The sequence below is a fragment of the Albidovulum denitrificans genome (genome assembly GCF_002973535.1).
Lineage (GTDB): Bacteria > Pseudomonadota > Alphaproteobacteria > Rhodobacterales > Rhodobacteraceae > Albidovulum > Albidovulum denitrificans.
Genome location: NZ_PVEP01000006.1, coordinates 235,157 through 260,251, shown reverse-complemented (window position 1 = coordinate 260,251; position 25,095 = coordinate 235,157). Strand labels below are relative to the sequence as shown.

General features: G+C 62.7%; 22 protein-coding genes and 1 pseudogene. 9 read left to right on the top strand and 14 right to left on the bottom strand.

The window, feature by feature from the left end; translation table 11 throughout:
• Positions 1–94: 94 nt before the first annotated feature.
• The 7 genes and pseudogenes from LX70_RS14770 to LX70_RS14740 all read right to left on the bottom strand — a co-directional run.
• Complete coding sequence (locus tag LX70_RS14770; protein WP_105515544.1) at positions 95–661, bottom strand: type IV secretion system protein; 567 nt, start codon at positions 659–661, stop codon at positions 95–97.
• Entirely contained in the window at positions 658–1,770 is a 1,113-nt protein-coding gene (locus tag LX70_RS14765; protein ID WP_105515543.1) for a lytic transglycosylase domain-containing protein, read from the bottom strand. Before LX70_RS14765 ends, LX70_RS14770 begins: the two co-directional genes overlap by 4 nt.
• Before the next feature lie 147 nt (positions 1,771–1,917).
• Positions 1,918–2,175 carry a hypothetical protein gene (locus tag LX70_RS14760; protein ID WP_105515542.1) on the bottom strand — a complete coding sequence of 86 codons (258 nt, stop codon included), beginning with the start codon at positions 2,173–2,175 and terminating at the stop codon, positions 1,918–1,920.
• An 89-nt stretch (positions 2,176–2,264) separates the two neighbouring features.
• Entirely contained in the window at positions 2,265–3,251 is a 987-nt protein-coding gene (locus tag LX70_RS14755) for a TniQ family protein (RefSeq protein ID WP_105515541.1), read from the bottom strand.
• Positions 3,197–4,054 (bottom strand): TniB family NTP-binding protein, encoded by an 858-nt coding sequence (locus tag LX70_RS14750; protein WP_245885100.1) that lies wholly within the window; start codon positions 4,052–4,054, stop codon positions 3,197–3,199. The genes LX70_RS14755 and LX70_RS14750 overlap by 55 nt, the downstream gene beginning before the upstream one ends.
• A complete protein-coding gene (locus LX70_RS14745; protein ID WP_105515539.1) occupies positions 4,032–5,678 on the bottom strand; it encodes a Mu transposase C-terminal domain-containing protein in 1,647 nt (548 codons plus the stop codon). Before LX70_RS14745 ends, LX70_RS14750 begins: the two co-directional genes overlap by 23 nt.
• 152 nt (positions 5,679–5,830) lie before the next feature.
• Positions 5,831–6,163, bottom strand: a pseudogene (locus LX70_RS14740) (IS6 family transposase); the annotation flags it as partial.
• 130 nt (positions 6,164–6,293) lie between these two features.
• Here LX70_RS14740 and LX70_RS14735 point away from each other — a divergent pair.
• From LX70_RS14735 to LX70_RS14705, 7 genes are all read left to right on the top strand, one after another.
• A complete protein-coding gene (locus LX70_RS14735) occupies positions 6,294–7,538 on the top strand; it encodes an ABC transporter substrate-binding protein (protein ID WP_105515538.1) in 1,245 nt (414 codons plus the stop codon).
• Complete coding sequence (locus LX70_RS14730; protein ID WP_105515537.1) at positions 7,535–9,496, top strand: ATP-binding protein; 1,962 nt, start codon at positions 7,535–7,537, stop codon at positions 9,494–9,496. Before LX70_RS14735 ends, LX70_RS14730 begins: the two co-directional genes overlap by 4 nt.
• Positions 9,493–10,731 (top strand): sigma-54-dependent transcriptional regulator, encoded by a 1,239-nt coding sequence (locus LX70_RS14725; protein WP_105515536.1) that lies wholly within the window; start codon positions 9,493–9,495, stop codon positions 10,729–10,731. Before LX70_RS14730 ends, LX70_RS14725 begins: the two co-directional genes overlap by 4 nt.
• Before the next feature lie 147 nt (positions 10,732–10,878).
• Positions 10,879–12,207 carry an extracellular solute-binding protein gene (locus tag LX70_RS14720; protein WP_105515535.1) on the top strand — a complete coding sequence of 443 codons (1,329 nt, stop codon included), beginning with the start codon at positions 10,879–10,881 and terminating at the stop codon, positions 12,205–12,207.
• 89 nt (positions 12,208–12,296) lie between these two features.
• Entirely contained in the window at positions 12,297–14,045 is a 1,749-nt protein-coding gene (locus LX70_RS14715; RefSeq protein ID WP_211301731.1) for an ABC transporter permease, read from the top strand.
• 11 nt (positions 14,046–14,056) lie between these two features.
• Positions 14,057–15,109: an ABC transporter ATP-binding protein gene (locus tag LX70_RS14710; protein WP_105515534.1), complete on the top strand. Its 1,053-nt coding sequence runs from the start codon at positions 14,057–14,059 to the stop codon at positions 15,107–15,109.
• Positions 15,106–15,705, top strand: coding sequence for a histidine phosphatase family protein (locus LX70_RS14705; protein WP_146111617.1), 600 nt, complete (start codon positions 15,106–15,108; stop codon positions 15,703–15,705). Before LX70_RS14710 ends, LX70_RS14705 begins: the two co-directional genes overlap by 4 nt.
• Before the next feature lie 48 nt (positions 15,706–15,753).
• Here LX70_RS14705 and LX70_RS14700 read toward each other — a convergent pair whose 3' ends face one another.
• From LX70_RS14700 to LX70_RS14680, 5 genes are read right to left on the bottom strand one after another with little or no spacing between them, the layout of a single operon-like run.
• On the bottom strand, positions 15,754–16,491 hold the full coding sequence (locus tag LX70_RS14700; RefSeq protein ID WP_105515532.1) for a 5'/3'-nucleotidase SurE: 738 nt from the start codon (positions 16,489–16,491) through the stop codon (positions 15,754–15,756).
• The gene (locus LX70_RS14695; protein WP_211301730.1) at positions 16,491–17,657 is read right to left on the bottom strand and encodes an MBL fold metallo-hydrolase; all 1,167 of its coding nucleotides are present in this window, start codon (positions 17,655–17,657) and stop codon (positions 16,491–16,493) included. Before LX70_RS14695 ends, LX70_RS14700 begins: the two co-directional genes overlap by 1 nt.
• Positions 17,654–18,745, bottom strand: a complete 1,092-nt coding sequence (locus LX70_RS14690; RefSeq protein WP_105515530.1) for an ABC transporter ATP-binding protein — start codon at positions 18,743–18,745, stop codon at positions 17,654–17,656. The genes LX70_RS14695 and LX70_RS14690 overlap by 4 nt, the downstream gene beginning before the upstream one ends.
• Positions 18,733–20,400, bottom strand: a complete 1,668-nt coding sequence (locus LX70_RS14685) for an ABC transporter permease (protein WP_105515529.1) — start codon at positions 20,398–20,400, stop codon at positions 18,733–18,735. Before LX70_RS14685 ends, LX70_RS14690 begins: the two co-directional genes overlap by 13 nt.
• 47 nt (positions 20,401–20,447) lie before the next feature.
• Positions 20,448–21,434: an ABC transporter substrate-binding protein gene (locus tag LX70_RS14680; RefSeq protein WP_105515528.1), complete on the bottom strand. Its 987-nt coding sequence runs from the start codon at positions 21,432–21,434 to the stop codon at positions 20,448–20,450.
• Between the two features lie 188 nt (positions 21,435–21,622).
• Between LX70_RS14680 and LX70_RS14675 the strand changes: the two genes are divergently transcribed.
• Positions 21,623–22,585: a sugar-binding transcriptional regulator gene (locus LX70_RS14675; RefSeq protein ID WP_105515527.1), complete on the top strand. Its 963-nt coding sequence runs from the start codon at positions 21,623–21,625 to the stop codon at positions 22,583–22,585.
• 90 nt (positions 22,586–22,675) lie between these two features.
• On the opposite strand, the gene LX70_RS20795 is transcribed toward LX70_RS14675, so the two are convergent.
• Positions 22,676–24,007, bottom strand: coding sequence for an HAD family hydrolase (locus LX70_RS20795; RefSeq protein WP_170076212.1), 1,332 nt, complete (start codon positions 24,005–24,007; stop codon positions 22,676–22,678).
• A complete protein-coding gene (locus LX70_RS14665; RefSeq protein ID WP_146111616.1) occupies positions 23,989–24,672 on the bottom strand; it encodes a hypothetical protein in 684 nt (227 codons plus the stop codon). Before LX70_RS14665 ends, LX70_RS20795 begins: the two co-directional genes overlap by 19 nt.
• A 260-nt stretch (positions 24,673–24,932) precedes the next feature.
• On the opposite strand from LX70_RS14665, the gene LX70_RS21145 reads away from it, so the two are divergent.
• Positions 24,933–25,055, top strand: a complete 123-nt coding sequence (locus tag LX70_RS21145; protein WP_146111615.1) for an FAD-linked oxidase C-terminal domain-containing protein — start codon at positions 24,933–24,935, stop codon at positions 25,053–25,055.
• Positions 25,056–25,095 lie beyond the last annotated feature (40 nt).

The window sequence follows — 25,095 nt, the reverse complement described above, 5'->3', positions numbered from 1 at the left end:
ATCAGAAACGAAAGAGAAACTTGCCTGCGACAATCAGCATGCTATCGTCGCAGATGCCGCGACATAGAATCTCATCCAGATTGTCGCCCGCGTCTCACCCAGTTTGTCGCGCTATACCTCGGGCGCTCTCTTGCGCCGCCACCGACAGGAACGCGCTCGTATTGGCCGAGGTCCCGATGCGCGCCGCCGAGGGGTCCGTGCTTGATGTCAGCGCCGAGACGTCGGCCTGCGTCAAACCTGCGGATTTAAATAGATCGTCGACGAAGGTTCCTGCGGGGGTCGATCCGATCTTGCCCGAGCTTGTGACCGCGCCCCAGTGGCCTGATTGCGCGCTTGTGAGCGAGGTCGTGAGGTCACCCCAGGTCGGCACCATGTCTTGCAACCAGGTCTTCGGGTCGATGTTGAGCTGGGCGAGCGTCAGGCCCTTGGTCAGCGCATCATACTGCGCCTGAAGCGTCTGGACCTGCTGGATAAGTTTCAGCGTCTGGTCGTCGAGCTTCACGTTTTGCAGAATCTCTTCCTTCAACTGCGCCTGCGCCTCGGTCAGCATCTGAACGAGCTGGGCGAGGTTCTTGACGTCTGTCGTCGGCACGCCCTGCGCGAGGCCGGCGCCAACACCGGGACCGAGAACAAGTGCGGCGGAGAGAAGAAGCTGTTTCATGGGGTATACCTCACCTGAAGGAATTTCTCGTCCTGCGCATAGGCTTGCAGCAGGAGCGCGTAGCGGGCGTGCTCGACCTGCGCGCGGGCGGCTTTCAGCCGCTGGACCATCCACGCGATCCGCGCGACCTCGACGCGGGCATAGGCGTTGAGGTCCATCTCCTCCTTGGCCGTTGCCGTCGCCGGAATACGGGTGGTGATTTCGCGGAGGCGCGTGAGGGAGCGCACAATGTCGCTGGCGGCCTGGACACCGTAATGCAGGCCCGCATCGGCCTGGTTGCTCGCCTCGGCAATCACCATGTCGCGCGGGTCGAACGTGCCTTCGGTATCGACGCCCGAGACGCGGCCCGCGTAGCGGTTATAATATCCGGTGATCTTGACGACGTAGTCCTGCGTTTCCCGGTAGGGCGGGATACCGCCGTATTTCCGCACCGCACCGGGCCCGGCATTGTAGGCCGCGAGTGCCAGCGGCATCGATCCGAAGGTCGAGAGTTGTTGCAGGAGATACCGCGCACCGCCATCGAGTTGCAGCATCGGGTCATCGTAATAGGCCGGATAAATGCCAAGACCCTGGGCGGTGCCGGGAATGATCTGCGTCAGCCCGAAGGCCGCCTTCGGCGAGCGGGCGCCGATGGAGAAATTGCTTTCCTGCTTCACCATCGCCTGGAACCAGCAGCGGAAGTCTTGTGGGTTGATGCCCGCTTTCGCGAGGGCAGGGTGGCCGCCATGCTTCTGGGCCGTGGCGATGATCATCTGTTCGATGGTCACGCGCGCATCGCCGAAGAGACGGTTCGCATAGGGGTTGTTGTCGTCTATCGCATAGACATCCGTCGCGGGGGCGCTGGCCAAGGTCTCGATGGAGCCGGTGGCAGCACTCGCGCCGGTGACGGTCGACAGCACGGCGTCGATGGCATCAAGCTGATCCTGCCGGATGGTCGAGATCGAGGCGCGTTTCGCGGTCTGATCGACCTCGGCGGCGGTGACGGCTTGTTCCTTGGCCAGAACCGCGGCGACCTTGGCCAGACCTTTCGCATCCACGACCGGCACGCTTTGCGCCAGCGCACCGAAGGGCACAGCTGCCAGAACGAGGGCGGTTGCGGTCTTGCGCATCAGCACATTCCCCCGGAATATCCCCGCGAAACCTCCGGCACCTTGGCCCAGCAATTCGTGCGCAGGGAGGGCGTGTCGCAGGCCGCGAGCGCGATCAGAGAGCTGAAACCGATAAGCATAGTTATGTAATATATTGATTTCATTTGACTATTCCTGAACGGCAGTTTTCCAGAACTGTGGGCGCTCCTCGTAATCCGCGCCGAAGGCCGCGACCCCTGCCTTGCCGCCGCCAAGAACAGTCAGGAGGGACCCGAGAGGTTTCAGATCGACGTCGAGCAGCGTGCCGCCGCGCGGGGTCCGCCAGAGCGCAAGCCGCCGGACAGGATCGCCCGACAGCACGAAGTCGAGCTCGTTTTCCGTGAGCGCCATCTCGGCATAGTCGGCCTCATCTGCCGCCGGTGTCACTGTGCCCTAATTAATCAGATTCTGTGGATTCAGAGCATTTTGGGACCCTTTTGTACCCTTAATTACAATATATCCACAGGCTGCGCGGTTCAGGATTTGACGCTACTTAAGAGCCTCCAGATTGCATCGGCGCGCGTCAGAAGCGCTTGGCGATTTGCGTCCGGTCCGAGTTCGGAGATGGCCTGACGAGCTGCCTGCAGCGCGCGCTCGGATCCACCTTGGCGGCTCGTTTCACATGTTTCCTGCTTAGGCGCATGATCTGCTTCAGGTCGGTCCGGAAGCCGTCGATCAAGGTCCTGCGACAATCTACGGATCCGCTCGATCACCCGACGATGCCGAGGAAAAACGCGGCGCAATTCCCGGACCGCCCGGTCGTTTCCTCGCAGGATGATGGCGGCGCCCAACAAGGGACGGGTCATGCCGACACCGATCGCGGCGAGCGCCATCAACCTTTCGCGCTCGTTCGCGGAGATGACGGACGCTGAGCGGCCGACGTCCAGCATCGATACGACATGCAAGGTCAAATCCATCCGGCGCAGCCGCCTGAGATCGTTCGTCGCGACAGCCGATTTCAGGGCTTGCGCGCCGCAAGCAGCGCGCGCAAGAAGCCGGTCTGATACGGCTTCGGCTGGCCGCTTCGTCGCGAGGGTCTGTCCACAGATCTCGCAGGTCATCGACCACGCAAAGCGCCAATGCCGAAGAACAATATCAGGTGTTCTCTCCACGCAGACCGGACAATACTGGAAGTCGTGCGGCGACACGCATCGGACGGAATGTTGCATCTTGTCCGGAAGGGTCATGGCGGTTATCTCATCCTGGGTCCGCTGAAGCGCCGCACAAAGCCGCACCCAGTCCGCCACCCGCAGGTCGCTCGCATGCTCGGGCACCCTGCCCTGCCCCAAACCCAGATATCCGCAAAGCTCTTCGGCGGAGCAGTGATTGGCCTTCGCCAATCGCCCGATCCAGCTGGCCAGAAGCTCATCGCGTGCCGGGTGCGGTCGCCGCGGCAAGGCCTTGAGCGTCACCCGAACGTGGCGACCGGCTGGCGAGGAATGCTCCAGGCGTGCTTCGTCCATACCGGTTGCCAGGCCTGAACCGCCTCGTCGGTGATCCGTTCCTCACCGGTTTCGATCGCATCGCTGGCCAGGGACTTTATCATGATGAACACGCGCGACGTGATCCCCCCGGTCACTTTCAGGATCGTTCGAAGCGACGCCACCGTCAGACCGGAGCGTTGCTCAAGCGCCATCGCCGCGATCAGAGTCTGGATGAGGCGGGAGAACTCCACGTCATCCGTCCAGAGCGGCAGGTAGTGTTCGTCCAGCCGTCGGGCCAGTTGGTCGTCCCCTCGAACCGCCTCGAGGGCTTCGTTCACACCGAAGACGACGAGCGAGGCACAGAGATCGTTGGCGAGGAACCGAAGCATGTTCAGGAAGCGACGTTGTTCCCGGTAGCTTCCAGCAAGAAGATTGTGCACCTCGTCGATCATCAGCATTCTCAGGTCCATGTCCCGAAGGTGGCTAAGCGCACGCACCTCGAGCTCGGAAACGGTATGCCGACCCCACATCGGCGCACCGATCGTCGCCAGGATGTGCTGATAGAACCGCCGCTCGTCCGGTGCAGGCGGGGCCTGAACCAGCAGGATAGGCGTCTTCGTCGCGCCCAGCTCGGCATTGTACTGTGTCGGGTACTTGCTCGCCATACGCTTGGCGATCATCGTCTTGCCGATACCAGAACTCCCATAGACCATCAGGCCGGGCATCCGGCTCTGCTGCGGCATTTCCATCAGGGATGTCAATCGGTTGAGAGCGATCGTGGCGCGGTCGAAGGCGATCCAGTGATCGCCGCGGATGCGGTCAATTCTTTCGTCTGGGGTCATCAAACTCATCAATCGGATAGGTTGGGAGATCAGGGTTGCCCGTGTCGATCGCGAACATTTCGCGCGACGGATCACGGTGCGCTTGGTGCTGTGGAAGCCGAGCGCCCCGTTCACTCTCCAACCGGACAGCCCTTGTCGTCTGGCGCGCTACCTCGGCCAGCCGCCGTTGCGCGTCAATCAACTGGAACAGGACCCGCTCGTTAATCCGGCCGCCATGCTTATCCTTCCATTCTTTCCGCGCCCGTCGACTTTCCCAAAGCGATATTCGCGGGTGGCTGAGATCCCGGTACCGCGCCGCGATCATGCGGCCGTCGTCGACGATGACCCAGACCTGCGACAAGTCTCGCGGGTCGTACTTCACCTGCACCTTGCCCTGCCCGCGTCCGACCAGCGACGCAAAGGCATCGCTCCAGTAATGCACCTCGAAGAGTGTGATCCCGGTGCGCCCGAGCCGACGCCACTCAAAGGGCAGGAAGCTTGTCCGAAAGGCCTCGACATCGACAACCTGCCGCCCGGCGGTATCCCCGCCCAAGTCAGCCCAGGCTGCTAACGGCGTTCGCCCAAGGGCTTCGTGAACCGTATTGTGGTATCGGCATATTTCCAGATGAAGCCAGTCCTCGAACTCGGCCAGGGTCAGGGCCGCGTGCTTCTCACTGTCATAGTCACCCTTCTCGACGATTGAGGACTGGGTCGTCCCGGGCAGCACATGAACAGCCCCCATGGCCGTTCCGATCAGGCGTTCGACATGGCCTCCGTAGTGTTTACCGCCAAGCGGACGATACTCGACAGCAATACCCCAATCTTCGCAGGCCGTTCTGAAGGCATCGCTGTGAAACTCCTGCGCATTATCGACGTGGATCGCCGTCGGGATGCCGGCCGTCGGCCAAACCAGTTCTTCCAGCGTCCCCGGAACGTGTACCGCTTTCCGGCGCACGCAGTGATCGAGACAGAGCGCGATCGACAAGACAGACGGCTCGTCGAAAGTGATATAGACCCCGAGAACGATCCGGGTCGCGACGTCGATGGCAACCGTCAGATAAGGTCGCGCAAGTGGCCGCCGATTGACGTGATCGACCAGCGTGATGTCCGAAGTTGTATGATCGATCTGAACGACCTCAAGCGGGGCCAAAACCTTGAGGCGGCCGGGACGCGCGGAAAAGACCTGGTCAGCTTCCTGCGCGCCGCGTCGTTTCATGAATACTTCTCGCTGATCCATCACGTCGAGCCGGGCCTTCACCGTCCTCCGGGTCGGGGGCTGAAACCCCTTCGCCTCGCATTCCGAACGGATCTCTCGACAGATCCGCAGAAAGCTCGACCGCTCGCGGACCAGATAGTAGCGCTGCAGCGTGGCGTCGATAATAGCTTCGACCCCTTGCGCGATCCGCTTCGATCCCGGCTTCGGCCCGCGACGGCCCAATTCGAGAGCGGCGGCACGCGCATCGTTCTCTCTCAGGCGCCGGTAGAGCGACCAGGTGTGGCTCTTCGCCAAGCCCAGCTCCCAGGCAGCATCGCCAATCGCCGCGCTGATCGGCGCGCCCCTCTTCTCAAGTTCCAGGATCGGACGGAGAACTGCTGCTCGGTGCCTTGCAAGACGCTCGTTGACCACGCCGATCCCCTGCCCCATGTGGTCAGTACTTATCCACAGATCCGACCGTACGGCAATTAAGGGTACAGTATTGCAATTAACGGTACAATACGAAAATTAAGGGCGCAATCGGCCATTGATATCATTGGAGAATTTTAGACCGGATTCTGATTAATTAGGGCACAGTGACAGCGGCTCTGGACCAGGACATCGAGCACGAAGCCCGCCTGGTCGACAGCGCGCCAGAGCCAATGTTTGCGACCACCGATCGAGACGACAACCTCATCGAGATGCCATTTGTCGTCAAACCGTCCTGTCGATCTGCGACGGATCGTGTTTGCGATGGACCGTCCGAACTTTTCGGCCCAAGCCCGCACCATCTGGTGTGAAACGATGATGCCGCGCTGCGCCAGCAGATCCTCGACCATCCGCAGGCTGAGCGGGAAGCGGAAATAGAGCCACACCGCGTGGGCGATCAGATCGGGTGGAAAGCGGTGGCGGCGGTAGAGGTTGGGCGTAGACATGCTGCCAGATGCCATAAATCATCGGTGCAGGCATTAACTTTACGGTGCCCACATAGGTCACTTTTGACCCATCCTCGCGACGCCCGCCGCGCCGCATGGCAATCGGCCATCGCCATGCTAGATTTCCGCCATGCGCGCCTTTCTGTCCATCCTCGCCTTCCTGTGTCTGGCCCAAGCCGGACCGCTCAGGGCGCAGGATCTGGCGATCCTGACATCCTTTCCCGAACAGTTCTCCGATGAGTTCGTGCAAGCCTTCGCCGCCCGCCACCCGGAGCGGGACATTCGTGTCCTGAACAAGAACACCGTCGCCGCCGTGGATGAGGTGCTGCGCGGCAATACGCGGCGGTTCGGCATATTCTGGGCCTCGGCGCCGGAGGCGTTCGCGATCCTGAAACGCGCCGGGGCTTTCGCGCCCGCCGGGATCTGCGGCGCAGGCGGTCCGGCGTCCGTCGAACCCTTCGCGATCTCAGCCGTCGGCTGGGCGAAGCGGCGCGATGCGGCGGTCTTCATGCCGGGCGACTGGAACGACCTTCTCAAGCCGATCTATCGCGGCAAGGTGGCCATGGCGCGGCCGTCGCGGTCCGGGACCACGCATATGCTGGTCGAACAGCTCCTCCAGGTGCGGGGCTGGGACGACGGCTGGGCCTATCTGCTTGAACTGGCGGGCAATCTTTCGACCCTTACCGCGCGCAGCTTCGGGGTGCCGGAAGGGTTGATGGATCGCCGCTTTGACATCGGCTTTACCATCGACTTTCTCGCGCAATCCCGCGCCGAGGCGCTTCAGTTCCGCTACGGCCGTCCGGTGGTTCTGGCCAAGGCCCAGATCGGCATCCTGAAGCAGGTCCGCGACCCCAGGGCGGCCTGCGAATTCGTCAGCATGATCCTGTCGCGCGAGGGGCAGCTGGCGCTTCTGAAGCCGAATATCGGCCGGGTTCCCTACGATCCGGCAATCCGGGCGGAGTTCGAGGATCAGCTACCCGAAGGCATCATCCAGACCCTGCGGCTTCCCTGGCTGAACTACGATGCCGGCATGTCGGCGGATCGCTACTGGTCGGTGAACACGCTTTTCGACCTGATGGTCACCGAACAACTGACCGAACGGCGCGACCTCTGGCGCCGCGCCCATGCGCTTGACGGGCGGGTGGCGCCGGAACGGCTTGCGCATCTGCGCCGCGCGCTGACCGCGATCCCGATCAGCTGGGACGAGGCGCAAGAGGCGTCGCGCCGGATCGCCGGTGGGGTGCGCGGAACGGTTCTGGTCTCTCTGGGCGATGCGGAACGCGAGATCGTCCATGCCTGGCGCCCGCGGATCGGGAAAGCGCTGGCCGACGCCAGGGCAGAGCTTGAAGCGCTTGAGCGGCAGGCCGGAAGATGACGAACATCCTGAACCGCATCGCACCGACGATCTGGACCCGGCTTTTCCTGCTGATCCTGACGGCGGTCTTCCTGACATGGGTCGTTGTCGGTGTCGCCTTCTTCTGGTTCGGCACCGCGCAGAGTGTGGTCGAGGGGCTGGGCTCGCGGCAGGTGCCGAAGCTGATGAACGCCACCCGGCTGTCTTCCCATGCGGCCGAGCTGGCCATGCTCAGCAACCGCATCCTGTCGGCGCAAAAGCCCGACCCCGAAGGGCAGGAAACCGCGCTGCGCGCCTCTATCGCGGATCTTGAGGCCCTGTTGCAAAGCGAAGGCGGGGACGGGTTCGGGACCGACGTTTCGCAACGGCTGCAAGCGAACCTGACGGGCGTCATCCGCGCGCTGGATGAGACGCGGACCATCGAGGTGGACCTTTTGGCGCAGGCAGAGCGTCTGCGCTGGCTGAACGTCGATTTCCAGGATGAGATCACCGCCTTCAAGGCCGATACCACCTACAATATCGAAACCATGATGCTGGCGCTGAAGCAGGAGCCGGACGATGCCAGGCGGCTGCGCCTGATCGACACGCTTCAGCAGGAACAGCGCAACGGCGAGATGTTCGCCGATCTGGGTGACGCCATGTCGGTCGCAACAACCCTCGGCATCCAGAGCGCGGCAAGCCAGACGCCGGAACAGCTTGAACAGTTCGAGGCCCTTCTTGCCGATGCGCATCTGCGGGCCGGCAGGTGGCAGTCCACCTTGCGCGATTCCACCGAAACCGTGTCGCTGGTGCAAGGGCTGGAAACGCTTGAACGAAACGCGCTGAGCAAGACGGGCATCATCGAGAAGCGCCGGGCCTGGTTTCGCACACGCGAACGCCTGCGCACGTTGCTTGACGCAAGCTTCACGATCCTGAACGACGTGCAGGTCCAGATCCGCGATCTGACCGAACATCAACGGGCCGACCTGATTGCGGTCAGCAATGCGTTTTCCGAACGTTCCGCCGCTACTGCGCGGGTGCTGCTGCTTCTGACGCTTTTCGGCGCGGTTGCGGGGGTGTCGATCCTGTTCCTCTATGTCCGCCCTTCGATCATTCGACCCATGCAGGTCTTGACGAAACATATGCGCCAGATCGCGGCGGGGGAGCGCGTCGTGCTTGAGGACCCGCCCGCGCGCAATGACGAGATTGCCGAGCTTTCGCGCGCCGTTCTGGCGTTTCAGACCTCGGTCAGCGAACGGGATGACGCGATCCGCCGCCTGCGCCAGACCCAATCGGAACTGGTTCAGGCCGGCAAGATCGCCGCACTCGGGTCGCTTTCGGCGGGGATCAGCCATGAGCTGAACCAGCCGCTTGGCGCCATACGCCAAAGGCTGCGCCTGTCCGAAAAGGCGCTGGCCGCGCATGACACCGACGCGGCGGCGCGGCAGATCGGCAAGATCGACGATCTGGTCAGCCGGATCGAGAAGATCATCGACCATCTGCGCCGCTTCGCCCGCCGCTCCGACTACACGAAGGAGCCGGTGGAGCTTGCGCCCCTGCTGACCGAGGTCGGCGAACTGCTGCGGTCGAAACTCGACAGTTGCGACGCGACGCTCATTGTGGAGCCGGAGGTCGCCAAGGTGGTGTTCCTTGGCGACTCCGTCCTGACCTCGCAGGTGATGGTCAACCTGATCTCCAACGCCGCCGATGCGATTGCCGAAACGGGCGCGAAAGGCGAAATCAGGGTGCGAGTGGAACCGGCCCCGCCCGGCAAGGTCGCCTTCAGCGTCGTCGATACCGGGGCCGGCTTCGGCGCGCTGTCGCCCGACCGCGCCGTCGATCCTTTCGTGACGACGAAGGAACCCGGCGACGGGATGGGCCTTGGCCTGTCGATCTCGCTCAACATCCTGACGGGGATGGGTGGCGGGTTGACGCTGGCGCGGCGGGCGAACGGACCGGGGGCGCGGGCGACGATCACCTTGCCGGAGGGACAGGCATGAAACGCGATCCGGTGATCTATCTTGTCGATGACGACACCGATTTTCGCGAGGCGACCGCCGAGCTTCTGGAAAGCGAGGGCTTCGCGACCCGCGCTTTCGATGGCGGCGCGCGGATGCTCGACATCATCGACCCGGAATGGAACGGGCTTGTCCTGTGCGATGTGCGGATGCAGTCAATGGACGGGTTTGGGGTGTTGAAGGACATGCGGGCGCGCGCGCCGAAGGTACCGTTCGTGATGATGACCGGGCATGGCGACGTGCGCATGGCGATCTCGGCCATCCGGGGCGGCGCCTACGATTTCCTTGAAAAGCCGGTGCAGCCGGATTTCCTTCTCGGCGTGGTGCGGCGGGCGTTGAACGCGCGCAAACTGGCGATCGAGAACACGCGCCTGCGCCGCCGGGTCGCGCGCTTTGGCGACCTGCGGTCGCGTCTTGTCGGCACCTCGCCGGTGATGAAGGACTGCCGCAAGCAACTTCTCGACCTGGCACCCCTGCCGATCACGGTGCTGCTGCATGGCGAGGCCGGAACCGGCAAGGAGGTGACGGCCCGCGCGATTCACGACTTTTCCGAGGTAAGCGGCGACCTTCACACGATCAACTGCGCCAATCTGAGCGAGGCAGAGTTGCGGCAGGACCTGACCGCCGCCAGCCCCGACGACACCGTCTATTTCCGCGCGCTGCACCGGCTTGGCACCGAGGCGCAAAGCATCGTGGCAGAGTTCCTGCGCCAGTCGACGCGCGCGCGCACCATCGCCTCGCTGACCGGTGACCCGTCGAAATGCCACGATGCCGGGCAGATCAGCGATGAGCTTTACTACCTCGTCACCGTCGCGCCGATCCGCCTGCCGCCCTTGCGAGAGCGGGACAAGGACATGTTCGTTCTTCTGGAAATGTTCTTGCGCGACGCCGCGGCCCGCTTCAAGAAACCGCTGCCGATGGTCACGAAAGAGGCGCTGAAGCCGTTCCGCACCTATCCCTGGCCCGGCAACCTGCGCGAGCTGCGCGGCGTGGCCGAACGCATGGTTCTGGGGCTGCCCCTCGGGCTGGATCGCAATACCGCGACCGCAACGGGACAGGCGGAAAGCTACGACGCCTCGATGCTGGCCCATGAACGCGCGATCCTTGAACGCGCGCTGATGGAAAGCGGCGGGCAAAAGGGCGACGCGGCCGCGATCCTGGGTATCCCCCGCAAGCGGCTCTATCTGCGGATGAAGGCGACCGGCCTTCTCGAATAGGTCAGAACTGACCCGAACGGCATGTCAGAACTGACCCAATCCTGCTGGAAATCCATGGAAAAACAGGAATTTTGACAGGGCAACACCCCTTCCCGAAAGATGACCCCGCGCCGGGAGGAAGGCGCAAAAATCCTAGGGAGGAACCCCATGAAACTGAAAGCGTCGCTTTGCGGCTCGATCGCGGTTGCAGCACTTACGGCAGGCGCCGCCTTTGCCGACGGCAAGGTCACTGTCATCACCTCATTCCCCGAATCCATGACCGGCCCGATCGAAAAGGCCTTCGAGGCCGCCAATCCGGGCTACGACCTTGAAGTGCTGAACAAAAGCACCTCCTCGGGCGTGAAATTCCTTGAAGAGACGGCCGGGTCGAACACCTCGGACATCTTCTGGGCCTCGGCGCCCGACGCGTTCGAGGTGCTGAAGGCCGACGGCCTGCTCGCCAAGGTCGCCCCGAAAAGCGACGGCATCCCCGAAAAGATCGGCGCCTATCCGATGAACGACGCCGACGGCACCTATTTCGGCTTTGCGGCCTCGGGCTATGGCATCATGTGGAACGAACGCTACCTCAAGGCGCATGAGCTTGAGCCGGCAAGGGAGTGGAGCGACCTGACCAAGCCCGAATATTTCGGCCATGTCGGCATGTCCGCGCCCTCGCGCTCCGGCACCACGCACCTGACGGTGGAGACGCTGTTGCAAGGCGATGGCTGGCAGGAAGGCTGGTCGCAATGGAAATGGATGGCGGGCAATTTCCGCACCGTGACCGAACGCAGCTTTGGTGTGCCGGACGGGGTCAATACCGGCAATTTCGGCCTTGGTATCGTGATCGACTTCTTCGGCTTCTCGTCGCGCGCCTCGGGCTTCCCGGTCGATTTCGCCTATCCGACGGTCACGGCGTTGGTCCCGGCCAATGTCGGCGTCGTCAAGAACGCGCCCAACCATGACGGCGCGGTCAGCTTCGTGGAATTCCTGCTGTCGCCCGAAGGCCAGAAGGTGCTGCTTGACCCGGCGATCATGCGTCTGCCGGTGAACCCGGCCGCCTATGCCGATGCGCCCGAAGGTTTCCCGAACCCGTTCGAAGACAGCTCCATCGGAGCCACCGTCAAGTTCGACGTGGACAAGTCCGGCGCGCGCTACAACCTGGTCAACTCGCTCTTCGACGTGATGATCACCTATCGCCTGACCGATCTTCAGGCCGCCGTGCGCGCCGTCCAGCAGGCCGAAGAAAAGCACGCGGGCGGCGGCAATGCCGAAGCGCTGGCGCTGATCGAGGAGGCCCGCGCGCTGATTGACCAGACCCCGATCGACGAGGCGCAGAGCCTTGACCCGGAGTTTGCCGCGATCTTCACCAAGAAGCGCAAGAAGGCCACCGACGAGGTGGAACAGCGTCAGGCCGAAGTTGAATCGCGCTGGGACGCGATGGTGGTCGATAACTACAGCAAGGCCCGCGAACTGGCCGAAAAAGCGCTGTCGATGTAACGCCCCTCGGCCGGGTAACGACCGGCCGTCGGCTGCCATCGTCCTCAAGGGTCAATGGACGGTGGCAGCCCCTTCCGAAAGTCCTCACCATGTCGAACACACATGAGACGCCCGTCGCGACGGGCCTTGCGGAACGTATGCCCGGCTGGCTGTTTCCGCGCCTGAGCGGGCTGCATATCGTCGCGCTCTTCATCGCACTCCTCTTGACCGGGCTGCTGCTGATCCCGGTCGCGCAGGTGATCTTCGTCGCCTTCCAGAACCCCGCGACCGGGGCGCTGACCTTGCAGAATTTTGTCGATTTCTTCGGTACTTCGCTGTTTCGCGAAAGCTTCTGGAACTCCTTCTACGTCTCGGCGATGTCAGTCGTCGTCGCGACCGCCATCGCGCTGCCGCTGGCCTATATCACGACCCGCTTCCACTTCTCCGGCTCGATCCTGATCCAGAGCCTTGGCTTCATCCCGCTGATCATGCCGCCCTTCGTCGGCGCGGTCGCGATGCAGTTGATCTTCGGGCGCAACGGCACCGTGAACCTGCTGCTGGGGGAGCGTTTCGGGATCAACATACCCTTCATGGAAGGGCTGAACGGGGTGATCCTCGTGCAGTCGATCCATTATTTCCCCTTCATCCTGATCAACCTCTCCGCCTCGCTGCGCAACATCGACCGTTCGATGGAAGAGGCCGCGCAGAACCTTGGCTCTTCGGGCATGCGGCTCTTTCGCAAGATCGTCTTTCCGCTTGCCATGCCGGGCTATGTCGCGGGCGCGGCGCTGGTCTTTATCAAGGTCTTCGACGATCTCGGCACGCCCTTGCTTTTGAACGTCAACAACATGCTCGCCCCGCAGGCCTATCTGCGCATCTCGGGCGTCGGGATCAGCGATCCGATGGGCTATGTCATCTCCGTCATCCTCGTCGCCTTCTCGATCCTGTCGCTTTGGGCGTCGTTCCTGGTGATGCGGGGCAAGGATTATGCCACGGTGCAGAAGGGCGGCGGCGGCATGGCCAAGCGCGACCTGAAGCCCGCCGAAAAGGTCGCGGCCTATGGCGTGGTGATCTTCATCCTGCTGGTGGTGCTGTCGCCCCATATCGGCCTCGCGCTTTTGTCCTTCGGCACGATCTGGAGCTTTGCGCCCCTGCCCGATGCCTATACGTTGCAGAACTACGTCACGATGTGGGCCGGATCGAAAACCTTCATCGTCAACACCGTCCTTTATGCCGGGATCGCCGCGACGCTGGACGTGATCCTTGGCACGGCCATCGCCTATATCGTGATCCGCACGAAGATCTTCGGGCGCAAGGGTCTCGATTACCTCGCGACGGCGGCGCTGGCGGTGCCGGGGGTCGTCCTGGGCATCGGCTATCTGCGCACCTTCCACGCGATCGACGTGCCGCTGATTGGCAAGCCCTTGGCAAGCTGGTGGGTCATCATCGCAATGGCCCTGATGATCCGGCGCCTGCCCTATGCGCTGCGCGCCTGCATGGCTGCGCTGCAACAGGTCAGCCTCGCGCTTGAGGAAGCCGCAGAAAGCCTTGGCGCGACCAAACGGCGGACCATCCAGAAGGTTGTCGTGCCGCTGATGACGGGTGGTATCCTCGCCGGGTTCGTCACCAGCTTTGCCACGGCGGCGGTTGAACTGTCGGCCACGATCATGCTCGTCAGTTCCAACAATGACGCGCCGCTGGCCTATGGCATCTATCTATTCATGCAGACGCCCTCCGGGCGCGGCGCGGGGGCGGCCCTTGGTATCGTCGCCGTCATCGTCGTCGCCATCGGCACCATCGCCTCGCAGATCATCATCGAGCGCGACAAGAAGCTCAAAGCCTCCGGCGACGTTCAATAGGGAACACGAAAATGAAGAAAGCTGGTATCACGATCAAGGACCTCCACCTCTCCTTCGGCCCGACCGAAGTCCTCAAGGGGGTCAATCTCGACATCAAACCGGGGGAGTTCTTCGCTTTTCTCGGCCCCTCCGGTTCGGGCAAGTCCACGCTGCTGCGCTCTATCGCGGGGTTCGGTCCGCGGCCGAAGGGTAGTATCCTGATCGGCGGCAAGGATGTCGTCGCGCTGGACCCGTGGAAGCGGAACGTCGGCATGGTGTTTCAGTCCTACGCCCTCTGGCCGCATATGAGCGTGCGCGATAACGTGGCTTTCGGCCTGCGCGAACGGCGCATTCCGGCGGCCGACATCGCCACCAAGGTGCAGGAGGGGCTTGAGCTTGTGGGGCTTGCCCATCTGGCCGACCGGATGCCGAACCAGTTGTCGGGCGGTCAGCAACAGCGCGTCGCCCTGGCGCGGACGGTGGTGACGGAGCCGGAGGTTTTGCTGCTCGACGAACCCTTGTCGAACCTCGATGCCTCATTGCGGGTGCAGATGCGCCGCGAATTGCTGCGGCTGCAACGCAAGCTGGGTCTGACGACGATCTTCGTGACCCATGATCAGGAAGAGGCGAACACCACCTCGGACCGGATGGCGGTGCTGGATGGCGGCGTGATCCAGCAGATCGGCACCCCGCAGGAGCTTTACGACACCCCCGCCAATCTCTTTGTCGCGAACTTCCTCGGCACGGCCAACATTCTGGAAGGCAAGGTCGAGACGGAGGGCGGACAGGCGCGGTTCCGCACCACGACCGGCGACACGCTGGCGCTGCCCGAAGGCAAGACGGCGAGCGGTACGAATATCGTCCTGCGGCCGCAAAACATCACCCTTCAGCGTGACCCCGGCGCCAATGCGCTGGCCGGGCAGGTCCTGCACCGCGAATTCCTCGGCGGTCAGATTCGCTATCTGATCAAGGCCGGCGGGGCCGAGATCGTCGTCGATCAAAGCCACCGCGCCGGGCGTGACTGGTTCGAACCGGGGATGGCGGTTCACCTGCTGGCCAATACCGACAGCGCGGTCGTGCTGTGAGCGGGGATCGCGGCGCGGTCCACATGCCGCATACGCTCTTCCTGCTGCGCCACGGTGAGACGGAGTGGAACCGTGAGGGGAAGATCCAGGGCAGCCTGGATTCCCCCCTGACCGAGCTTGGCCGCTTGCAGGCCACCCGGCAGGCCGGGATTCTGGCCCGCGACCTGCCTCGGCCCGATGCGCTTGGCTACTATTGCAGTCCCCTGCCCCGCGCCCGCGAAACCGCCCGGATCGCCCTGGGCGGCGTGGCGCCCGTCGTCGATCCCCGGCTGCGGGAGCTTGACTGCGGCGCGTGGGAGGGGCTGACACCGGCCGAGCGCGCCGGGCGCGATCCCGATCTGGTGGCGACCTGCGCGACCGATTGGGACCTCTACATGAACGCGCCGGGCGGAGAGGGTCTGACGCGCCTCGAAAGCCGCCTGCGCGATTTCCTGTCCGATATCCCCGGACCGGCGGTCATCGTCGCGCACAAGGTCGTGCTGACCGTGATCCGCGGGCTGCTGACCAACCTCCCACGCCCCGACTGGCACCGGATCAGCGCCCCGCAAGGCGCGGTCATCCGGGTCGCGGATGGACGGGAAGAGACGTTGAGTTGACGCGCCCGGCGGCAGTCATGGCTGACATGCGCGCCAAGCACCAAACCGTCAGAGCGAATTCAGAAACTCAGGCGGCAACGCGGTCTCGCCCGCCCATTTCAGACGGCTGACGGTCGCGATCCCCCTCGCAAGCGCGTCATTCTCATCGCCGTCTCTTGTCGTATTCTGCCGCCCGCGCGGAACGATGAGTTCCGTCTTTGGACCTTCGCTCCGCACCACTTCGCAAGACACGCCAACCTTGTCTCGTCCGATCGAAGCCAGACCGAGCGGCGCCGGAAGGGACGCCGGAAGATTGACCGACAGCCAGTGACCCTCGATCAGCCAATCCTTTTTCCTGCTCCAGAATTTCGTGATGAGGTCGGCAACGAAATCGCCGTCGCGCTCGGACAATACCGGGGTCTTCACGCGCGAGAATGCGATGGCCGGGATCCCCCAGAAGGTCGCCTCGCGCGCCACGCCAAGCGTCCCCGAATATCCGATGTCCTCACCGACATTCTTGCCATCGTTGACACCGGAAAGCACCAGATCGGGGCGTTCAGACGGACCGAAGAGCCAGGTCATCGCGGTCAGAACGCAGTCGGCAGGTGTTCCCGAACACGAATAACGCCTTTCGCCCTTGCGGATCATCGTCAAGGGCCGGGCGATGGTCAGCGAATGTCCCGCTGCGGTGCGTTTTTCGGACGGCGCCACGACCCATACATCGTCGCTGATCTCCCGCGCGGCACGTTCCAGAAGGGCGAGGCCCGGCGCATCGATTCCGTCATCGTTTGCAAGCAGTAGCCGCATCATGTGCGCCTGACATCCCCTATCGTGTCGCCGGTTCTGGCAGTGACGTTCAGCCCCGGAAGTACCGCTCCAAGCGACATCAAGGCGGCTGCATCGCAGGAATGGCCAAGCAGCGCGGGGCGACCGGCGGCTTCCCAGATCGCCATGTTCTGCGACAGAACCGGATGGGTCGGATACCGAAGCCAGTCAGCCGAACCCGCACCGAACATCCTTTGGCCGGGAGAACCTGCGGGAAGATGGCCGGTCAGCAGAACCGGCTGGCCAGTTCTCTCGGCCTGCGCAAGGGCGTCCGATGCCGGTCCGGCGGCGCCCATCCCGTCATGGACCAGCAGCGGGCAGTCCGGCAGTTCGGACCCGACGCGCCAGTCCCGCGCACGATCAATCCTGGCCGAAACCCTCTCGGACACGCCGGGTCTCAGAAGCGAACGGTCCGCAATCTGCTGTCTCAGCGCATCTTTCATGCCCTCGACGACCGCGATCTCATCAGGAAGAAGGATCACAAGCTCGATGGAGCGTCCGGCCAGCGGCGTCGGCAGGACACAGCCGCCTTTATGCGCCCGGACCCAGCCAAGAATGCGGTCAGAGCGGATGGCCGCATCTGTCTGGTCGGTACCATATGAACAATCGAGAATCGCCAGGTCAGCTTCGGGCACCGAGGTGAACGGGAAAGCCGTGCTGTCGGGCTGAACGTCGCCGCAATAGAGTGTCCTCTGGTTGCGCGATGCGACATGAAGCCAGACGCCGCCCGCGACATGACCGGAATGGCCGGTTCGGATAGTCTGGCTGCCGATGCCGAATGAATCGCCGGGGTTGAAGAGTTCGATCCTGTCGTCGGTGACCGGGAAATCCGTCAGGTCTTCCGGGCGGGCATACTGCTCAAGCGTCATCTGCATCTCCGCGCGCGTTGACGGGGTCATGTAGACCTGCCCGCGAAAGCCTTGGGAGAGCATCCAGCACAAAGCCCCGATGTGGTCCTCATGCGCATGGGTTATCACCAGTGCATCAATACCGTCGGCGGAACGGGCGAGGCGCGGGTGATAGTCATGCGGACCACCATCCACGCGGATCCCCGCGTCGAGCATGACCACGCTCTGGCCGTCATCAATGCAGACGCTGGTGCGACCCTTTTCGCCGAAGCCGCCTTGCAGATGGATACGGTCCGTCACGCTGAATGACCTGTCTGCGTATTCTCTGGGATAAGCCATCCACCCGTGAAGCAAAGCCGCGCGCTGTCTCCGGCGGCAAAGGGCTGCGGGTCGGGCTGCACGAAATGAATGTTCAGATCGGGCGCGGCAGCGGGCGCAAAGTCGATCCGTGCAACGCCGCCCTGGTAGACCACGCGCTTGATCGTCCCGTCAAAGCCCGGTTCATTGTCCTTCGCGGGGCGGACATCCTCGGCGCGGCAGCATACGACGGCTCCGCTTCGGGGGGCCTCGCCGGTGCGGCACCGCAGCGTGATGGGCTGCCCCAGAATATCCGCCTCGCAGGTGCCGTTGCGTTCGGATGTCCGCATGGTCACCGGGATGACCATCCCGTGCGAGATGAACCTGGCCACCATTTCATTCGCCGGTTCGTGATAGATCGTCTGCGGCGCGGCGAGTTGCATGATCCGCCCGTGATCCATGACGGCGATCCTGTCGGCCAGCGCCATCGCCTCTGTCTGATCATGGGTGATGTAGACGACGGTCGTTCCGGTACGCTTGTGAAATGCAGCGAATTCGTCTTCCATCGACGCCCGGAGGTGTACGTCGAGATTGGCCAGCGGTTCGTCGAACAGAACCAGAGCCGGTTCCGCAACCAGACACCGGGCCAGCGCAACGCGCTGCCGCTGGCCACCGGACAAACTCCCCGGAGATCTGTCGCCCATGCCACTGAGACTGACGACCGATAGCGCCTCTTCTATCCGCCGCTTTCGCTCTCCCGCGGCTATCTTCGCGACCTTGAGCGAATAGCCGATATTTTCGGCCACGCTCATGTGGGGCCAGAGCGCATAGTTCTGGAAGACGATTCCGATCCGGCGGCGGTTCGGTGGAACCTCGTAACCCGGACGTGATACCACCTCGCCTTCGATTTCGATCTCACCGAAGGATACCGTCTCGAACCCAGCGATCATGCGCAGGAGCGTTGTCTTCCCGCAACCGGACGGACCCAAGACCGCCAGGAACTCCCCCGGCTTGACCTCCAATGAAACATCTTTGAGCGCGTCGACTGCGCCGAAAGTCTTTGTCAGACCTCGAATGGTCAATCCCGCCACGGCAGCACCCCGCTTGGAAGTTTGCGGGCAAACAGGTTGACGCCCAGCATCATGAGAAAGGTAATCGCCACGACAACCGCCGACAGCGCCGAGGCATATTTTGAATCGCCGCCCTGTTCGAAAGAGAAGATGACCACGCCCAGAGTCTCGGCGCCCGAGGACCACAACAGCGCCGAGACGGTCAGTTCGCTCAGCGCGGTCATGAACACCAATATCCCGCCGGCGATCGCGGCCGGAGCAACCAGAGGGAAGACGATTGTGCTAAGGCGCGTGAAAAGACGCGCGCCTGCAACCTCGGCGGCCTCTTCAAGCGACCGGTCGATCTGGGCATATGCGTTGACTGTTGGCCGAACGCTCAGCACGAGGAAACGGGCGAGGTAGGCGAACAGGATGATCCAGACGGTGTTATAGAGCTGAACACCGAGGACGGGCAGCGGCTTCAGGAAGAGAAGAAGCGAGGCAATCGCCAAGACCACACCGGGCAGGGCATAGGGCAGCTCTACCGAGACGCTCAGCCATTTGATCCAGCGGGCCTTGCCCCAGGCGATCACATAACCCACCGGAACCGCGACGAAGACCGCGAAGATCGCGACGGCTATCGACAGGCTGAAACTGTTGAGAAACGCCCTGCGGGATGCCGCGTGCTCGAAGAGAATGAACCGGTAGTTGTCAAGGGTGATGGTGTCGGCCGTGAGCATGACACCGTATCCACGCACCAGAGAAGTCATCAGCAGACCGCAGATCGGCAGCACCAGAATAACCGCGATGAGCGCGATCATCGAAAGCTCAAGCGGTAGCCGCCAGCGGCCGAGCGCATAGGGTTCGGGCGGCAGCGACGCCGTGGTGATGCGAAAGTCGCGACGCCGACTGTAGAAGTCCTGCAAGAAGATACCGGCCATGGCGATGACGCCGATGATCACCGAAAGGAACGCGACGTCGGAAAGAACCGCCGGGCCGCCCCCCGCGAGGCGCTGGAAGATCAGCGTCGGCAAGACGAGGTAGTTCGCGGGAATACCAAGAAACGCGGGAATGCCGAAATTTCCGACGCAGGAGACGAAGGTCAGCGCAGCGGCACCGACGATGACCGGCGTCATCAGTGGCAGGATGATCGTACCCGCAACGCGGAACGGTCCCGCCCCACTTGCCTTGGCGGCTTCGACAAGCTCACGCGGCAGTCGGCGCATACCGGCCCGGACAACGAGGAAGACGAGGGGCGAGTATTGAATGCCGAGAAGGGCCATGATCCCACCGGCGGAGTAGAGCGGGTTGGGTGTCCCCAGCGGGGGCGCTATCCCGAAAAGGTGCAAAAGCGCGCTTGACGGGCCGAAAAGTTGCAGCCAGGCGAGCGCAGTCACCTGCGGCGCGATCATAAGGGGCGTCACGAAACACAGGACCAACGCCTGTGTCATCCGTATGTCGGTCAGCCCGACGATGAACGCCACGAGAACGCCCAGGACAAGCGCCAGCGCCGTCCCGCCAAGCCCGACGACCAGCGAATTCATCGTGGCGCGCCAGACCACCGGGTCGCCAAGCCCCTTGCCGACCGCCGCCAATGAGAAATGGCCGCCGGGAAGGACGATCTCCTGCAACAGCCGGAGCATCGGCATCAGGGAAAAGACGACGATGACAGCGACGACCATCGCCGTCAGGGCCATTCTCTGGCCCTGACCTTCCGGTGCGGACACGCCCATCGCGTTTGCTCTTATCCGCCGAACAGGGTGGAAAAGCGTTGCTTGTTTTCGTCGATCTTGCCGACGATCGCGCCCACGTCGGCCTCCATGACCTTGACCTTCACGCCTTCCGGCAGCCATTCGGGTCGACCGACACTTTCACGGGCGGGCAGATACCCCTGGCTGAGGGCCAGCTTCTGACCGTCGTCCGAAAGGATGAAATCGACAAACTTGTGCGCGTCGTCGGGGTTCTTGGCCGTCGACATGATCGCCACCGGTTCGGTGACGGCCGTGACGCCTTCTTCCGGGAACACGAACTCGACAGGCGCGCCATCTTTCTTTGCGTTCATCGCAAGGAAGTCCACGACGATACCATAGGCATTCTCGCCGGTCGCGACCGACTTCAGAACCGCGCCGTTTCCGCGCACCGCAGTCAGGCCATTCGCCTGCATCTGCTCGAAAAAGCTCCAGCCCAGATCTTCACGCTCGGCAAAAGCCGACAACATATAGGCGGCTGCGCCGGAATAGAGCGGGCTCGGCATCACCACCAGATCCTTGTAGGCGGGACCGGTCAGATCCGACCACTTCGCCGGGTGTTCGGCAGCGGAGGTGTTATAGACGATGCCCGTCGTGATGAGCTTGGACCCGAAATAGTAGCCTTCAGGATCGACCGCGCTCGCTTCGATGCCGTCGGTATTGGCCTCAGGATAGGCGGCCAGCCGGCCATCGGCCTTCAGCCCCTCCATCGAGACGGCATCGGCGATCAGCAGCACATCCGCCTGCGGGCTGCCAGCCGCGAATTCCGCCGCCAGCTTGGTGAGCAGATCGCTCGTCCCTGAACGGAAAACCTGAACGGTCACGTCCGGGTTCGCCGCCTCGAATGCCGCGACCGTCTCGGCAGCGTCAGATTCCGGCTGAGACGTGTAGAGCATCAACTCCCCGGCGCCCGCCGTGTTCGCGAGACCCGCAAGCATCATGGCTGCGGTGCCCAGTTCGAGCAGTGCCTTTGACCTGGCCATTCGTGACATCCTCCCTCTGGTTTTCAGACCTTACTCTGAATACTGCAAGACTAAGTGTGAACATTTGACCTCGTCAACAACAATTGACCGGGATTGCGGTCGGCAATATTGTCTGCCACCTTCTCCTATCTGTCAGCACACGGTACGCCCCGGCGTCAGGCGACCACGCATTCTGGAAGGGACGCACAATGGATACCAAGTTCCAGTCCAAGAATGCCGCGTTCATCTCATCCGATCTGAACGTAAAGGTTGCGTGGCTCTATCATGTCGAAGGTATGACACAGGAGGCCATTGCGTCACTCCTTGACGTCGGGCGGTCAACAGTCGTGCGTTCGCTTGCTGCCAGCAGCGCGGACCACCTGGTGATAACGACTGTCAACGCGAAGTCGGCCTACCAGGTCGAACTTGAGCGCAAACTCGAAGAACGATGGGGTCTCGAAAGCGCAATTGTCGTACCCGCGCCGCATGATCCGAAGCATCTTGAACGTTCTATCGGTCATGCGGTGGCGACCTATGTCAACCAGCACGTCAATGACGGCATGACAGTCGCCGTAGGCGGTGGTGCAACGTTGCATTCAAGCCTCGATTTCATGCATCGGCGCATGCTTCAGGACACCGTCGTGGTAAGCTTGGTGGGCTCGCTGCCCTTTTCGAAATGGATCAATCCCTCCATCGTCGCCAGCAAGATGGCCGAACGGCTGGGCGTCGAAAGCTATCAGATCTCGGCCCCCGTGGTGCTGGACGATGCGGATCTGCGCGACCGGCTCTGGGCGCAGCCAATGCTTGCCGAGGTTCGTCGGCGTGCGCGCAAGGCCGATCTCGCGATCCTGACCGTCGGTGAAGTGGCGCCGACGGCGACGATCTTCAAACATGGCATCGTGCCGACGAAACTGATCGAACCGCTTCAGAAGCTTGGCGCCGTCGCAAACATCCTGTGCTGCTTCGTGAACGCCGAGGGTCATCTCGTCGATCATCCGATCAACCGCTGCATCATGTCCCTGCTCCCGGAAGAGGTCGCCTCTGTCGGCCGGATCATTCTCGCTGCGGGTGGGACGCAAAAGGTCGCAGGCATCAGGGCGGCGCTGCGTGCCGTCAAGGCTCGAATACTGATTACAGACTCGGAAACGGCAGAGAAACTCCTGGAAATGTAGGGCGCTGACCGGGGTCTGTCGTCGCGCGAAAGGGCGACCATCGGCCAGATCTACACCGCAAGCCAGACCACGACCCTGACGTCGCGCACCTCAGAGGGCTGGACCTGGGAAGCTGAAGAAGCTGTCGATCACAAAGTCTTGCGACCCCGCGCCGGATGGTTTCTCTGGGCCGCCCTCGCCGACAAGGCGGATCGTCCACATCCCTGCCTTCCGGGCCGCGATGAGCTTTTGCCGGTCGTCGCTCACCAAGACGCAGGAAGCGACGGCACGATCATCCAGAAGTCCGCCCCCGACGTCATCCAGAAGAACATCTCCGAACCCAGAAGCACTGCCGCCAGGGGTTAACCGTGACAGCCGCCCGAGAACGGCCGCATCTTCCTCAGCGTCGCCGGTGGAAAGAACGGCGATATCAACCGATGCCGCCGACAGATCCTTAAGGACGCTCTGAATGCCCGGCAGAAGTTGCAAATCCTGTTCCCGGCGCTCAGCGAGAATATCCTTGAACCGGCTGATGAAAGCGGATGGACACACTTGGCCCGTTTTGAGTGCCACATAGGTCATGGCCAGATTGAGTGGAGCGCGCAGGAAGCGTTCCCTTGTCTCGTCAAGGTTGATGGACGTGCCGAAGTCCTGAATGTAACCCGCCAGCGCCGTCACGTAGATATCCGAATAATTGGACAGGGTCGCCAGATCAAAGATCACCAGAGAGACGGATGGGTCGAGGGTCCCGCGGGCAAGATCCCGGGGGCCTTCTGCGGTCGGCCCCTGCCCCTCATTCCATACCAGACGAAGCTTGCCTGCACCGACAGGCGCAGGCTTTGCCTCTCTGCGCGCAAGGAAACTGTCGGGCCGGGTCCATACCGGCGATATGCCTGCAAACAGTTCGAGAAACGGCAGCGCAAGGCGCGGATCCTCGGCGACATTTTCGCGAAATGACCACCAGGTCCGAAGATCGTGAAAGGTCGCCGAGGTCCCGGCGGTCTCATGGTAGGTCTGTTGCAGGACCGCATCGCGTATGTTCAGGCAGAAGGTCACATAAGCATATCCCTCGGGCCAGAAGGCATGTGGTTCTGCACCGGGATCATCCGACCCCGACCGACGCGCAGTCAGCGGCCCCGCCACGATCAGTTCGCGAAGCATCAGGCCCGCAGCGAAGTCCACAAAGGGACGTTTGTCCGCCTCGGCAGAGGGCTTCTGACGGTCAATTTCCTTGCTCCATGTCAGGAACGCACCCGCCAGCCGCGCGGTATCGACATCGTATCCTGTGCGCGTATGCCCGGAGACCGAGGCCACCTGTTCGAGAAATGCGCGGCGGAACCAGCGCAACCGGCGCACGTCTCGTTTAACCTCTCCGGCGCGATTCCTGACGATTGAAAGTGCGGGCCGCGACATTGCAGAACCTTTCAGATCAACCTCGCGCATTCGCTAATCGCGACGACAATCGCAGCGGGGTCGGACGTCTCGACTGACAGATGCCTGTCGATATGCCCCGCGGCGTCGCAGCAGACATCCAGAAGATCATTGTCCTCCGTCTGGGGTGTGCGGTCCGCCAGAAGCCACAGGATCAGGGCGATCGCCGACAGCCGTGCGGCTTCGCCCTCGACAGGTTCACCGAACGGAGCGCGATGTATCACCTCTCCATCCAGCAGACGGCGCAGCAATTCGACGGGCAACAACGAATGATCCCGGTCGGAAACGGCGACAGCCTGACTGAACGCCAGGCTCGCGCGCATCTCGCTGACCAGAAACTCGCCCGTCGCGAAGCGCCGGTAGGCAGACCGAAGCACCCCATGGGCGAGCGGTGCGAATATGCTGTCCCCGTCTGGCCTCGCGGCGAGTTCTCCAAGTGTCCAGCAGCCATCGCGCCGCCAGACGCGATCCGAATCCATGAAGTTGCGCGCCACGAAAGATGAAGCCCGGTCCACCTTGTTGGCGAAGAAATCCACCCCGGAAACCAGATCGCCCACGAAACCTCGTACCGGCGGTGGAACGATCTCCCGGAAGGGGGTGATCGCAATTCGTCCTGCCGTCATCCCCGAGCGAATGCCCCGCAGGATGTCGTTGAGAGGAGGAGAAATTCCTGACATCGCCAAAATCCTGTCTCACTGGCGTGCCGACCAGAGCCCGCTACTCTTCGAAAATAGTAGCTGCATGGGCATCTGTCCACACCGGCCACAAATGTTCCCCGCTATCAGAAAGCCGCGCCGCAATAGTGCGTTCTGTCGCAAACTTTGAAGTCGCTTGAGAGGAGCGGCCCGCTGGGCGTGATTGTCCGGCGGCCCGGCGAAGACCCGAAACGGCGTGGCGCCATTGGCGGGGATAGGCCGCGTTCAGCTCCAGTGTACGCGTGAAGACCTCCAACTTTTGCCCCAGGAAACCCGCGGCCGAGATCGCGCTGATGACAGCAATCAAGCGCACGATCGACCCGCAGGGGATCATGTCGCCACGGGTATTGCTCGCGGGCAAGTGAGGATGCCACGCAGCGACCCTGCGGCAAGCCCTTTCCGTGT

What these genes read in the sequence shown, in the direction of transcription:
- LX70_RS14725 (WP_105515536.1), top strand. Translation starts at nt 9,493, where the DNA reads ATGAAACGCGATCCGGTGATCTATCTTGTCGATGACGACACCGATTTT.
- LX70_RS14735 (WP_105515538.1), top strand. Translation starts at nt 6,294, where the DNA reads ATGCGCGCCTTTCTGTCCATCCTCGCCTTCCTGTGTCTGGCCCAAGCC.
- LX70_RS14700 (WP_105515532.1), bottom strand. Translation starts at nt 16,491, where the DNA reads ATGCGGCTACTGCTTGCAAACGATGACGGAATCGATGCGCCGGGCCTC.
- LX70_RS14720 (WP_105515535.1), top strand. Translation starts at nt 10,879, where the DNA reads ATGAAACTGAAAGCGTCGCTTTGCGGCTCGATCGCGGTTGCAGCACTT.
- LX70_RS14680 (WP_105515528.1), bottom strand. Translation starts at nt 21,434, where the DNA reads ATGGCCAGGTCAAAGGCACTGCTCGAACTGGGCACCGCAGCCATGATG.
- LX70_RS14665 (WP_146111616.1), bottom strand. Translation starts at nt 24,672, where the DNA reads ATGTCAGGAATTTCTCCTCCTCTCAACGACATCCTGCGGGGCATTCGC.
- LX70_RS14715 (WP_211301731.1), top strand. Translation starts at nt 12,297, where the DNA reads ATGTCGAACACACATGAGACGCCCGTCGCGACGGGCCTTGCGGAACGT.
- LX70_RS14730 (WP_105515537.1), top strand. Translation starts at nt 7,535, where the DNA reads ATGACGAACATCCTGAACCGCATCGCACCGACGATCTGGACCCGGCTT.
- LX70_RS14755 (WP_105515541.1), bottom strand. Translation starts at nt 3,251, where the DNA reads ATGGACGAAGCACGCCTGGAGCATTCCTCGCCAGCCGGTCGCCACGTT.
- LX70_RS14770 (WP_105515544.1), bottom strand. Translation starts at nt 661, where the DNA reads ATGAAACAGCTTCTTCTCTCCGCCGCACTTGTTCTCGGTCCCGGTGTT.
- LX70_RS14745 (WP_105515539.1), bottom strand. Translation starts at nt 5,678, where the DNA reads ATGGGGCAGGGGATCGGCGTGGTCAACGAGCGTCTTGCAAGGCACCGA.
- LX70_RS14710 (WP_105515534.1), top strand. Translation starts at nt 14,057, where the DNA reads ATGAAGAAAGCTGGTATCACGATCAAGGACCTCCACCTCTCCTTCGGC.
- LX70_RS14750 (WP_245885100.1), bottom strand. Translation starts at nt 4,054, where the DNA reads ATGACCCCAGACGAAAGAATTGACCGCATCCGCGGCGATCACTGGATC.
- LX70_RS20795 (WP_170076212.1), bottom strand. Translation starts at nt 24,007, where the DNA reads ATGCGCGAGGTTGATCTGAAAGGTTCTGCAATGTCGCGGCCCGCACTT.
- LX70_RS14685 (WP_105515529.1), bottom strand. Translation starts at nt 20,400, where the DNA reads ATGGCCCTGACGGCGATGGTCGTCGCTGTCATCGTCGTCTTTTCCCTG.
- LX70_RS14765 (WP_105515543.1), bottom strand. Translation starts at nt 1,770, where the DNA reads ATGCGCAAGACCGCAACCGCCCTCGTTCTGGCAGCTGTGCCCTTCGGT.
- LX70_RS14675 (WP_105515527.1), top strand. Translation starts at nt 21,623, where the DNA reads ATGGATACCAAGTTCCAGTCCAAGAATGCCGCGTTCATCTCATCCGAT.